The organism is Paenibacillus pectinilyticus, assembly GCF_001700435.1.
GTDB classification, from domain to species: Bacteria; Bacillota; Bacilli; order Paenibacillales; family NBRC-103111; genus Paenibacillus_E; species Paenibacillus_E pectinilyticus.
This window is the reverse complement of sequence record NZ_LYPC01000012.1, coordinates 34,806-47,458: the sequence shown is the minus strand read 5'-3', so window position 1 is coordinate 47,458 and position 12,653 is coordinate 34,806. Positions and strand designations below refer to the sequence as shown.

Below are 12,653 nucleotides of genomic sequence, written 5' to 3'. Positions count from 1 at the left end.
GATTTAAAACCAGTATTTTGAACATTATTATTTAACAGAAGTGTACCGAACCCCTGTCCCTCGTTTATATGTTGTGGTTTTAACTGGACAAGGGATTACTTTACCGAGCGGTGGCTTGGCAACTCCACAATTCGCCGCGGCTTTTTACTGCGGTTGTTTGGAGAAGTCGTATAATTATTCTAACCGCCAGCAAATCTAATGAAATCATGCATCCCCGTAATCGAACCTCCATACTAGCTGCATTGAAATATGGTTTTGGTAGGTAACGATTCGCACTTCTTACACACGAAAAAGAAAATTTTACCCATATCACCCAAATGAATACCGAGCGGTGATTGAATATTCCTCCGAACTTCGTATGACACTGACCAAATATCGCCATATTCATCGGGGCACCATCGTCCAAATGTTCCTCCGTCAAATTCTGATTCTGCAATTGTAAGGAAATGCTCCATTTCGTTATCGCATTCGCATCTAGGTCTTTCAATACCTTGTATCCATTTTTCATAACCGCCAAGTTTACTACCATCCGCAACGCTTAATTCGTACTCATAGACTGCTTCCTCTTCTTCGCCAAACTGCTGTTGCCAATTCATAATAGCTCGACCTAACGGTTCGTTTGTTAGCAGCAAATCTTCAAGTGATGGGTATTCGAAAACAGATTCCGGATTTAGCTTACATGTCCTAACAACATAATCGTTATTTATAATAAGTTGATCAGAAAAGACCCTTGAAGTACTATTCACTTGATTAGAATTTTTCCAGTAAGCCTTGCAAAGAGGAGAATATATTTCACCATGATCATTTGGACACCATAAGACTTGCAGCGTATCATATCCTGTTGGGAAATCGAAGCCAGGAATGTCTTTCTTAAAGATCTGAAGTACAGGTATAAATGGTTGCCGGTGTTCCGAGCAAGTTGGCCATTCATCCGAAACAATCCACTGTATATTTTCACCAAACTTGCTATCTGAACTTGGAATGCATTCTTCTCTCATCGGATGCAATCGGATTGACATTTTTCGATAGTTTAATAATTGCGGAAAAACGTTTTCTATTTCGTACTTTGGCTTACGAGTTGTCCTCAAACTTTCGCCCCCAATTTAAGTAAACCTGTTTAATAACCGTAATTTTAATTCGAAACCGTAAGACCCCTGTTCTGTAATAACTATTGTGGGTTTATATGGATAAGGATTCAATAAAGCGAGCCATGCGTGGTAAATCCCCGACATGTAATATTAAAGTTGTTTCAGATTTTCATATAACTATGTTACATAGTGAAAAGACAATTAGCAAACCTGTAAGAAATAACTTTTGCATTAATATTGAAAATCGTATATCTGTACATTATTATGTCTAACCATGATCAATAGCAAAAAGGAAAGAATCTACAAGTAGCTTTATTTCCTTTGAATTTGTAGAAGAACCACTGTACTCAGGTCTCTCAAGAAATGAATTATTTAACTGAATATCAATTTTTCCAAGAAACTTCTCTATGAATTTAGTATCTAGAAGTATATCTATATCCTTGTTGAATTTATTATACAGCTTCTGGAAAATGGCTGATAAAATCATTGCAACTGAGATTTGAAATTTATAATTGGAACTTGAAACCCCATATATCTCTCTAGAAAATGGATATTCAACCCTATGGGATAAGATATCGATAAACTTATTAAAATCTTCAAACGTTTTCCTTAAGTTCTCAAAATCTCGTTTAGCAGATATCTCATCTTTATTTTCTGCTTTAGACTTTCTCTCCATAAAATCCTCAGCATAATCAAGTGACTTATCAAAATTAGCATTTATCCCATTTTCCAGGATATAAAATATAACAAATACACTCTCTTGAAGTTTCTTTTTAAAAGTCCTATCTTTGGTAGCATTATACGCTTTTGCTAACCTGCTGTTGGAGTTAATCCCTAACTCCTTGGCGAAATTATTTACGTAACTATTAAATTCAGAGTTATACACAGCATGTCTTATCTCTTGAGGGGTTAGGGGTTTTGTACCTTTGTTATATCTACTAAAAATCTCTAACTCGAATTCCTTACCAGGAAATTCCCTAAAAACTATAGCGGATATACCTTGACTTAAAATTTGCTGTTTTTCGGTAATGCCACATTCTTTATATGATTTTCCTTCTAACTCTTTCAAAAGTGTTAACTCTTTAAGGGTGAACTTATTATTGATAAATCTATGAAATGCACGCAATCTATGTTGCCCATCTACCACATTCATAACTTGAACTCCATTGAACTTATCGTTAGCCAAAAAAATGGGAGGGATTGGAATTCCGATTAAGACGGATTCTATTAAGGAACTTTCATCCTTTACTGTTGCTCTATACTCTCTTTGGTAATCTGGTGCAACTATGATTGAATCATTATATTTTAGAATATCTTCTTCACTTAGTGGGTACTCGAGTTCCTCTTGTAATATATAACCTTTTTCAATTTTCTCTATTAATACCTGAATAGGCATATCAGTCTTTTGCGGTTTAATGTTATACAAGTTATTCCCCTCCTTTCAGAAAATCAATGATATTCTTTTTCATCATAATGTCTTTGGATACAGAATCTAATTCCGGGTATAATTGAGTAAAACCTATGCCCATAGAATATAAAGATGCTAGTATTTTCTTAGAATAACCGTTTCTAATTATGAGCTTTCTAAGTATAGACTCATTATCTTGAACTGATTCTTCTAGCGGCCGTTCTGAATCTTGAAAATATACAAAAAGTCCATTCTGTGCAGTTATTCTATTATTTAATTTTCGACCTTGTATGGCTACTGGTCCTTCATAATGCTCTAAATTTACATTTTCATTACTCGATAAATTTAATATTTCAGAACGGTTAGCAAATTTGTTATTTAATGCACGTGGGTTAAGAAACCAAATAACAGCATCATTTGTTTCTTCTTCCGTAAAGGCTCTCTCAACCGCAAACATCAATGAGATAATATGTGAGTATGTAAAATCAAGTAGTCTTGTTGGTATCCCATGATGTTGAGCATATATCATCCATTCAAAATCGTCCTTAATATCCCAAGGGGATGGTAGATAATGGTGAGAGTTTATTTTAAACTCATCTAGGAAGAATTTAATTGATTGCCTCGAGTATTTTCTGTTACCATCCTTTTTCCTTAAACCACTTGGCAAGAGTGGAAAATCTCTACTCTGTCCTCTCGATAAAATAAAACCTTCTGGAAGATTCTCAACGTATTCCATAAATTCACTTAAAGTTTCAATAGTTTCTGTTGAAATGCTCATATATTACTCCTAACTTAACGTGTTGTATAGTTTATGAATACTTATTCAATGTTGAAAAGCAAACAATTATGCTCTCTTATAAATCACTATCTATACTACAATATGAAGTAATATTTTCCCATATAACTATTTAAAATTTTAAGATATATCTCAACCAATAAATTGAGAACAATAATGCTAATTTCAACGATAAAAATAGAACTTTAAGTCAAATACGTTCCAAAGTAGAAACAATAATTATAATAAATTAAGAAAAAAGCAAAAATCCACAACCTCAAGGTTGTGGATTTTCTGTATGGAGGTGAGGGGAGTCGAACCCCTGTCCGAAAATATTGCCACACAGGCATCTACGGGTGTAGTCACAGTTTTGATGTCACCCGAGCATCGCCCCGTAACCGGCTATGCGTTGGGTCAGCCTGATTATCTTCTTACGTCGACCCCAGGCGGAGACCGAACGTCGTATCCCACTATAGTTGAGCCCCTATCCCAGTCACATGGGCGATGCTGAGTAGAAGCACGCTAACAGGTTATTAAGCTGCTAAAGCGTAGTTGTTTTGTGTTTTGCCATTTAATAGGCTTTAGCGTTTTATAGTGGACGCGGCCCCACTACCCGCAACCCGCGCTCAAACTATCCCCGTCGAATCCAAGAACACCCCCGGATTGCCTTCGTTACCGCCAAGGCGGTGAAGGTGAAAGGACAAGCTGTAGAGCCAAGTTACACTTGAAATCTCTTTGTTACATTACCTAGTATACCACATACAGCTGCAAAATGAACACTTGGTTCATGGAAGCGAAGGTGTTACCTTCCAACTCACAAGCTATCTAGCAATCTTCTGCTTCTCACGCAGCGCGCGTTGAATATCGCGTTGTGCGTCTTTCTTCGCAGCAGATTCACGCTTGTCATATTGTTTCTTCCCTTTACCAATACCAATGAGCAGCTTGGCGTAGCCGTTACGAATGTACACCTTCAATGGAACGACGGTGTAACCCTCTTGCTTAGCCTGGCCTAGGATTTTGGCGATTTGCACTTTCTTCAACAACAGCTTCCGCGTCCGTGTAGGATCTTCCGGATTGCTGCGGTTACCTTGTTCGAAAGGACTAATATGCATATTGTGTACAAAAGCTTCGCCATTTCGAATCGTCGAAAAGCTGTCGCCAATGTTCGCTTTACCTGCCCGTAAGGATTTGATCTCCGTGCCGGTCAGGACAAGTCCGCATTCGTACGTATCTTCGATAAAGTAGTCGTGTGACGCCTTTTTATTCTGGGCGAGTAGTTTGCCATCGGCCTTCTTAGTTGCCACGTGAGATCCTCCTCCCGCACGCTAAAATGCAGGTAAATCTTGCTACAATGTGCAACCTATTGTAGCAAGATCAAGCCCGAAAAGCAAGAACCGGCGACTATCTCCGCCGCTTCTTGCTACCATCGCCGTCGTCGCTCCGACGACGGCCGCCCTTGGCGAGCGCGTTAACGCCGCTCGCCCAATCACTGCCGCCGCTACGTTCCACAGCCGGCGAACTACCGCCACCCGCTGGGGCTTCGCCCCCAAGCGAAATCCCGCCGCGGCCGCGACCAGCGCCGCTATCAGTACGCCCTGCGCCAACAGCCTGCAGCCGCTGGCTCAAGCTGCCGCCTTCGCTTAGCTTCGGCCCTTTACCGCCTTTGCCGCTGCTTTTCTCATTCCACGGCGTGCTACCGCCCTTACGGCGACGCGACTTGCCTTGGCCTGCCCCATTGCCAGCTCCTTGGAAGCCTTGGCCGGTTCCAGCTGCACCAATGCCTTCGATTCCTTCAGCTTTGCCATCTCCGCCTTCCGATGAGCCTCGACCTCTTCCGCCTTGGCCACCGTTGAACAGTCCATCTTGTCCCTTACCTCTTCTGTATCTTCTGCCACCAGAACGACCTGATCCATCATTAGGCGCTTGCTCGATGCCTTCTACGCTTCCTGAACCCTCAGCCCGGGCTCTCGCAGCCATCTCAATCCGCCTAGCAGCACCACTATCGGCACGCCCACGCTTTTTCCCTTGATTTCCTACCGCTAAGTCTCCACGTTTACCTTGGTTCCCCGCGTCTCCCTCGCCTTGCCCAACCACTGGCTGCGTCTTAGCAAAGCCACCTTTCCCTTTGTTAGGGTAACCGCCTTTGCCCTTCTCTATTTTGCCCTTACCCTTATCCGGTCCGCCCTTACCCCCACGGAAGCCTTTAAATCCAGCTGCACCCTTGAATGGAGGCTTACCGCCACGATTTGAGCCACCGCCGCCACGGCTATATCCACCCTCTTTACGAGGTTTCATATCCAGCAATTCAAAATCAATTGTATGCTCATCCATATTCACACGAGCGACGCGCACCTTAATGTTGTCGCCAAGACGATAGATTTTGGATGTACGTTCGCCGATCAACGCATGTTGCTTTTCATGATGGTTGTAGTAATCGTCCGTCAAATCACTTAAACGAATCAGACCTTCAACCGTGTTATCCAACTCGATGAACATACCAAAGCCCGTCACGCTCGAAATAATACCCTCGAACTCTTCGCCGACTTTATCCATCATATATTGAGCTTTTTTCAAGGCTTCTGTATCACGTTCTGCATCCACAGCAACACGCTCGCGTTCGGAAGACTGCTGAGCAATATCGTTCATCCGCGATGCTAAATAATCATGCCGTTTGTCGGATAAAGTACCACCGTTCTCCAACACTTCACGAATAACACGATGAATAACCAAATCCGTATAACGACGAATGGGTGATGTAAAGTGGGAATAAAACTCCGCCGCTAGGCCAAAATGCCCCAAACTCTGCGCATCATACTTAGCTTGTTTCATCGAGCGCAGCATGACTTTACTAATCACGGTTTCTTCCGGTGATCCCTTGATATCTTCCAGAATAGCCTGTAAGGAACTCGCATGGATCGCTCCTCCCTTACCGCCACGCATGGCATAGCCGAAGGACGTTACGAACTCCATGAAGTTCATCAATTTCTCAGAATCCGGATCTTCATGCACACGATACAAGAAAGGGACTTTCAGCCAGGAGAAATGCTCGGCTACGGTCTCATTCGCGGCTAGCATGAACTCTTCGATCATCATTTCCGCGACGGAGCGCTCTCTTTTGATAATATCGGTCGGCTTACCGTCCGCATCTACGAGGATTTTGGACTCCTCAAAGTCAAAATCAATCGCGCCGCGCTTCATCCGTCTGGAACGCAATCTAGCTGCAAGCTCTTCCATGCGTTTGAAGTCATCCATTAAATACGCGTATTTCTCTACGATTTCAGGCTCTGCTTCACCTGTCAACAGCTTGCGTACATTCGTATAGGTCATGCGTTCACTTGTTTTGATCACACTTGTAAAAATCTCATGATTGACGACCTTCAAATCCTGATCAAATTCCATCTCACAAGACATCGTCAATCGATCAACTCGCGGGTTCAAGGAACAAATCCCGTTCGATAAACGGTGCGGCAGCATCGGAATGACTCGGTCGGTCAAATATACGGAGCAACCGCGATTGTACGCTTCAATATCCAGCGCCGTACCTTCCCGCACATAGTAACTGACGTCGGCAATATGAACACCTAGGCGTAAGTTGCCATTTTCCAACAACTCCACATTAACGGCATCATCCAAATCCTTCGCATCTTCACCGTCAATGGTCACAATGGTTTTCGAACGAAGATCACGCCGGCCTTGACCGATGATTTCTTCTTCTGTAATCGAATCAGGTGCTGCTTCCGCTTCTGCTAGAACTTCCGGTTGGAACGCCTCCGGCAGCTGATGCTTACGAATAATAGCCAGAATATCGACACCCGGATCATCTTTATGTCCGAGAATCTCGATCACTTCGCCTTCCGCTGCGGAACGCCCTTCGGGATAATTCACGATCTTTACAACGACCTTCTGTCCCGAGACCGCCCCCATAAAAGCATGCTGCGGAATGAAAATATCCCGTGACACCCGCTTATCATCCGCAATAACGAACGCATACGTATCTTGACTCTGAAAAACACCGACAATCTGCGAATTTGCCCGCGAAATAACACGCACCACTTCGCCCTCTAGGCGCCCGCCGCCTTGGCTTCTCGCTGTTACCTTCACGAACACAATATCGCCATTCATGGCGGTGTTCAGGTCGTGCGCATTGATATAAACGTCCGGGTGCTCCCGGTCATCTGGAATTAAGAACGCAAATCCTTTCGCATGAGCCTGCAGTTTGCCCCGCACTAAATTCATCCGTTCTGGCACACCGTAGCGATCATTCGGACCTCTTACAATATGACCACTTTCTTCTAGCGCATTGAGCATTTTGATAAAATCTTTAAATTCATTCGCACTCACGATCCCAAAATGCTTTTCTAACTCTTTATAGGACATCGGCTTATACGCCTCTTCTTGCATCAAACTAATAATCTCTTTGTCTGTCATCATACTCATATCACCTTCTTGTTGTTGTTAAGCTAAGCTTTCTCTATCACCGTATCTGATTCCTTCACTCCATAGTATGCCACTTCCAAGGAAAGGATAAACCCAGATATGTCCGCATAAACGCGCTCTCTTTCCTTATCTAGCAGCATGCCGTGAGAGGATTCCTCGTAGTAATGAAGCTGTTTGACCTGCGAGCAAGTCCGCTCTTGTATAAAGTCTGCACTTCGGGGATGGACGACACCATCCTTCTTTCCTTGCCCGATCCATATCGGGGCTTGCACTTGAGGCAATAATCCACGTACTTGTTTCAAAAGCTTACGTAAGCTAACGACGCAGCGAATCGGCGTTTTGGTATATGCACATGACTCATCTAACAGCGTGGAGACTTGTTTGGGTTTCTTGGCTATGTAAGGTTTAAAATATTGCACGAGAACGGCAAGCGCCGATTTCCTTGAAGTCAAATAAATAGGCGTAGCCAGCGAGATAATTCCCGCTGTACGACGTTCTACCGCCAGCTTCAATGCAAGCAAACCACCCATTGAATGCCCCATAACAATCACGTTTTTGCATGTAGCTGCAAGCCCGTCAAAGCTCTCCAGCACATGCCCATACCAATCCGTCCATCCGGTACGCTTCATATCCTTTGGCGACGTGCCGTGTCCAGGCAGCCTAATCGCTTGAATGGTGTACCCATCCTCCCGCAACTCATAAGCAATTCGTCTGAATTCTGAGGGGGACCCTGTAAACCCATGAATCATTAATATGCCGGTTTCTTGGTTCTTGCCACTACCTGTCCAAAAAAACGGCTCTGTCGACTTATATACCCTCTGCTCGATGACAGCCAACTCCAATACGAATCACTCGCTCAAAATGAAAAAACAGCAGGAGTATAGTTCCCCTGCTGTTATCGTTTTATGTGTGTTAGGATTTCACTACGTAGGCTACGACAATGGAAAGGATGAAGAATGCAGCAGCAAGCCCCATTGTTGTACGGGACAATAATAGTTCTAAACCACGTGCTTTTTGTTTACCAAATAAGTGTTCTGCGCCACCGGAAATGGCACCGGACAAGCCTGCGCTTTTCCCTTTTTGTAAAAGGACAATCGCGATTAATCCAACCGAAGCTATGATTAACAAAATTTTCATAAAGATTAACATATTAGCACCCCAATTGCCTATTCTTTGCCTTATACAACTAGCATGAGTATTTTAACATAGTTCGTCCATAAATACAACCAAGACGCCTAAGCATCCCTGTAACCTCTAATGCTAACCTCTTAATCACGGTATGATGGCGTCGCAGTTGGGCGACTTGAGCGTTTGGCACCCTTGCTCCGCCCTAAGAAGGCACTCACCGCTTGCTTCGCGCACCATAGCGCAAACAGAGTAAATCCGACCGCCCATGCGATAGCAGGAATACCCGTATGCACCGCCAAATTAGTGGCATCTCCTGCTTGCCGACTATTTTGCACCGCATACAAGATCAAGGAAGCTGGGCCAAACACCGATTCTTCCAAGCATAAGAACGCCAGCAGCAGATAGTAGAAGTCACTTAGCCACTTAGGTGTAAAGGCTAGAACCACGACCGTTAGTATAATAAAACCGATCAAAAAAGTAACCCCATACCCATTGCGCACGAATAACACCAGCGATAGGGCGGACAAGACCACCATCACTTGTAAACCAAGTCGCTGCTTGCCTCTTCCGTAGGCAGAGAACAGAAACCAGGCGAATAGGGATGCTGTCATATAACCCGCCAGTGACACAGGAATGATCGCCCATGACTTCGTCATGCTGGATAAGGTAACCCCGCTTTGATCGCTGTACAGCTCAATGTACATCACCTTGCCCGACAGCGCCAGCGTGACCACCGCGTGACCGAACTCATGTACCATCGTGTCTAGGTTCCTGAAAAAAGCAGAAGGGATCCAGTGCGTGAGCACTGCGGAACCTATCAGGAATAGAATAGTCTTCACCCAGTTGCTCATACGACTGACGCCCCCTAATTGCATAAACGAGCAGGTGACATCATCACCTGCTCGCTCATGATCTTATTTGATTATATACGAATCAACTTATTTGAAGTTTCTCAAGTTGTAAAATGCTTTTTTACCAGCGTATTGAGCTACAGTGAACAACTCATCTTCGATACGAAGAAGTTGGTTGTATTTCGCTACACGGTCCGTACGGGACGGAGCACCTGTTTTGATTTGACCAGCGTTTGTAGCAACCGCGATGTCAGCGATTGTGCTGTCTTCGCTCTCACCGGAACGGTGGGAGATAACCGCTGTGTAACCAGCGCGTTTTGCCATTTCGATCGCGTCAAAAGTCTCAGTAAGTGTACCAATTTGGTTAACTTTAACCAAGATGGAGTTACCGATGTTTTCTTCGATACCGCGGGAAAGACGCTCAGTGTTCGTAACGAACAGATCGTCACCAACGAGTTGAATTTTGTTACCCAATTTCTCAGTAAGCAATTTCCAACCTTCCCAATCGTCTTCGGAGCAACCATCTTCAACCGTGATGATTGGATATTTATCAACCCATGCAGCCAAGAAGTCAACCCACTCAGCGGATGTGAAGGATTTGCCTTCGCCTTCAAGGTGGTATTTACCGTCTTTGAAGAACTCAGTGGAAGCCACGTCCATACCCAAGAATACGTCAACACCTGGTTTGTAACCAGCGTTTTCGATAGCTGTAAGGATTGTCGTAATTGCTTCTTCATTGGATTTGAAGTTAGGAGCGAATCCGCCTTCGTCGCCAACTGCTGTGTTAAGGCCTTTTTCTTTCAATACGGATTTCAAGCTATGGAAAATCTCAGCGCCGATGCGAAGAGCTTCTTTGAATGTTGGTGCGCCAACAGGCAGAACCATGAATTCTTGAACGTCAACGTTGTTATCGGCATGTGCCCCACCGTTGATGATGTTCATCATTGGAACTGGAAGAGTTTTCGCGTTGAATCCACCAAGGTAAACGTACAATGGCACGTCCAAAGCGTCAGCAGCTGCGCGAGCAACAGCCATGGAAACAGCTAGAATTGCGTTAGCTCCCAATTTTGCTTTGTTAGGTGTACCGTCAAGCTCGATCATTTTGTGGTCGATGCCAACTTGATCAAGAGCGTCTAGGCCGATGATTTCAGGAGCGATGATTTCGTTTACGTTCTCAACGGCTTTCAGAACGCCTTTACCAAGGTAACGAGCTTTGTCACCATCACGAAGCTCAACAGCCTCGTATGCGCCTGTGGAAGCGCCTGAAGGGACGATAGCGCGGCCGAATGCGCCGGACTCTAGGTATACTTCTACTTCAACCGTTGGGTTACCGCGGGAATCCAATACTTCGCGTGCATAAACATCAGAAATAATTGTCATTGTGAAAAAACACTCCTTCAATAATATAAATTTGTTAATTGCTTTATTACTTGTTTAGAATCGTTGCGCCCGTCATTTCTTCCGGTAGCTTCACTTCTAAGAAATCTAGCATCGTTGGTGCTATATCTGCCAGAATACCGCCGTCTCTTAGTGTAACAGATTTGTCTGTCACAATAAAAGGCACTGGATTCGTTGTGTGCGCTGTGTTGCGTGAACCATCCGCGTTCGTAACCACATCTGCATTTCCGTGATCCGCTGTGATGCAGACGACGCCGCCCTTAGCTAGGATCGCTTCAACAACTTTACCTAGACACTCGTCTGTCGCTTCGATCGCTTTCACTGTTGGCTCCAGCAATCCAGAGTGACCTACCATGTCAGGGTTCGCGAAGTTCAAGATGATCACGTCATGACGCTCTGCTTCTACTTCTTTCACGACAGCATCCGCCAACTCGTAAGCGCTCATTTCAGGCTTCAAATCGTACGTCGCAACCTTCGGTGAAGGAATCAGAAGGCGAGTTTCGCCTGGCAATTCGGCATCACGACCACCGCTGAAGAAGAACGTGACGTGCGGATACTTTTCAGTTTCCGCAGCGCGAAGCTGCTTCAGACCGTTCTGCGCCAATACCTCGCCCAGCGTGTTATCGAGATTCTTCGGTTTGTACGCTACGAAACCGTCTACGGACTCGCTGAACAACGTCAGACACACGTAGTAGAGGTTCTTCGCTACTTTAGGACCACGATCAAAGCCGCGGAAGTCTTCATTCGTGAAGACTTGGGACAGCTGAATCGCACGGTCAGGACGGAAGTTGAAGAAGATGACAGCATCGCCTGATTCTACAAGACCTACCGGCTGACCATCGTCACCAACGATAACTGTTGGCATAACGAACTCGTCGTAGACGGATTTCTCGTAGGATTCAACGATCGCTTTCATCGGATCCGTGTAGGTTGGGCCATCGCCATACACCATGGCGCGGTAGGATTTCTCCGTACGCTCCCAGCGTTTGTCGCGGTCCATTGCATAATAGCGGCCTTGCACGGTCGCAATTTTGCCTACGCCGACTTCCTTGATTTTGTTCAAAAGCTCTTCCATGTACCCCTTTGCAGAATCCGGAGCTACGTCGCGGCCATCAAGAAATGCGTGGATGTAAACTTCATGAAAATCTTCTTTCTTCGCCAAGTCCAAAAGAGCAAATAAATGCTGAATGTGACTGTGTACGCCGCCATCCGAAAGCAAACCGTACAGGTGAAGCTTCTTGCCGTTATCTTTGGCATGACGAACAGCGCCTAAGATCGTTTCATTGTCGTAGAATTCGCCATCACGAATCGATTTCGAAATCCTTGTAAGATCCTGATACACTGTACGGCCTGCACCGATGTTCAGGTGTCCTACTTCAGAATTCCCCATCTGGCCTTCTGGCAAACCTACAGCCTCACCGCAAGCGGTGAGGGTTGTATGAGGGAACGTCGACCAGTAACGGTCGTAGTTCGGCTTTTTGGCATGAGCAACCGCATTCCCCTGCTCTTCTGAGCGGAGTCCGAAGCCATCGAGAATGATGAGTGCTACCGGTTTCGGTCTGGACATG

General features: G+C 44.8%; 10 protein-coding genes and 1 other RNA gene. All 11 read right to left on the bottom strand.

The window, feature by feature from the left end:
* Window positions 1–233 precede the first annotated feature (233 nt).
* Complete coding sequence (locus A8709_RS06155) at window positions 234–1,088, bottom strand: hypothetical protein (protein ID WP_065851314.1); 855 nt, start codon at window positions 1,086–1,088, stop codon at window positions 234–236.
* 268 nt (window positions 1,089–1,356) lie between these two features.
* Complete coding sequence (locus tag A8709_RS06150; RefSeq protein ID WP_244163112.1) at window positions 1,357–2,514, bottom strand: DUF262 domain-containing protein; 1,158 nt, start codon at window positions 2,512–2,514, stop codon at window positions 1,357–1,359.
* A 1-nt stretch (window position 2,515) separates the two neighbouring features.
* A complete protein-coding gene (locus tag A8709_RS06145; protein WP_065851313.1) occupies window positions 2,516–3,274 on the bottom strand; it encodes an FRG domain-containing protein in 759 nt (252 codons plus the stop codon).
* Between the two features lie 293 nt (window positions 3,275–3,567).
* Window positions 3,568–3,931, bottom strand: a transfer-messenger RNA (tmRNA) gene (gene ssrA / locus A8709_RS06140).
* Between the two features lie 161 nt (window positions 3,932–4,092).
* Window positions 4,093–4,575 carry an SsrA-binding protein SmpB gene (gene smpB, locus A8709_RS06135; protein ID WP_028555549.1) on the bottom strand — a complete coding sequence of 161 codons (483 nt, stop codon included), beginning with the start codon at window positions 4,573–4,575 and terminating at the stop codon, window positions 4,093–4,095.
* 97 nt (window positions 4,576–4,672) lie between these two features.
* Window positions 4,673–7,702 carry a ribonuclease R gene (rnr, locus tag A8709_RS06130; RefSeq protein WP_084224706.1) on the bottom strand — a complete coding sequence of 1,010 codons (3,030 nt, stop codon included), beginning with the start codon at window positions 7,700–7,702 and terminating at the stop codon, window positions 4,673–4,675.
* A gap of 29 nt (window positions 7,703–7,731) precedes the next feature.
* Window positions 7,732–8,544, bottom strand: a complete 813-nt coding sequence (locus A8709_RS06125) for an alpha/beta hydrolase (protein ID WP_244163111.1) — start codon at window positions 8,542–8,544, stop codon at window positions 7,732–7,734.
* Between the two features lie 76 nt (window positions 8,545–8,620).
* Window positions 8,621–8,857, bottom strand: coding sequence for a preprotein translocase subunit SecG (gene secG, locus A8709_RS06120; RefSeq protein WP_065851312.1), 237 nt, complete (start codon window positions 8,855–8,857; stop codon window positions 8,621–8,623).
* Window positions 8,858–8,976: 119 nt separating this feature from the next.
* Entirely contained in the window at window positions 8,977–9,687 is a 711-nt protein-coding gene (locus tag A8709_RS06115; protein ID WP_065851311.1) for a M50 family metallopeptidase, read from the bottom strand.
* 87 nt (window positions 9,688–9,774) lie between these two features.
* Entirely contained in the window at window positions 9,775–11,067 is a 1,293-nt protein-coding gene (gene eno / locus A8709_RS06110) for a phosphopyruvate hydratase (RefSeq protein ID WP_065851310.1), read from the bottom strand.
* Between the two features lie 46 nt (window positions 11,068–11,113).
* Window positions 11,114–12,652: a 2,3-bisphosphoglycerate-independent phosphoglycerate mutase gene (gene gpmI / locus A8709_RS06105; RefSeq protein WP_065851309.1), complete on the bottom strand. Its 1,539-nt coding sequence runs from the start codon at window positions 12,650–12,652 to the stop codon at window positions 11,114–11,116.
* Between the last annotated feature and the right edge of the window lies 1 nt (window position 12,653).

Coding starts and splice junctions, on each gene's coding strand:
- gpmI (WP_065851309.1), bottom strand. CDS start 12,652: ATGTCCAGACCGAAACCGGTAGCACTCATCATTCTCGATGGCTTCGGA.
- secG (WP_065851312.1), bottom strand. CDS start 8,857: ATGTTAATCTTTATGAAAATTTTGTTAATCATAGCTTCGGTTGGATTA.
- rnr (WP_084224706.1), bottom strand. CDS start 7,702: ATGATGACAGACAAAGAGATTATTAGTTTGATGCAAGAAGAGGCGTAT.
- A8709_RS06115 (WP_065851311.1), bottom strand. CDS start 9,687: ATGAGCAACTGGGTGAAGACTATTCTATTCCTGATAGGTTCCGCAGTG.
- A8709_RS06145 (WP_065851313.1), bottom strand. CDS start 3,274: ATGAGCATTTCAACAGAAACTATTGAAACTTTAAGTGAATTTATGGAA.
- eno (WP_065851310.1), bottom strand. CDS start 11,067: ATGACAATTATTTCTGATGTTTATGCACGCGAAGTATTGGATTCCCGC.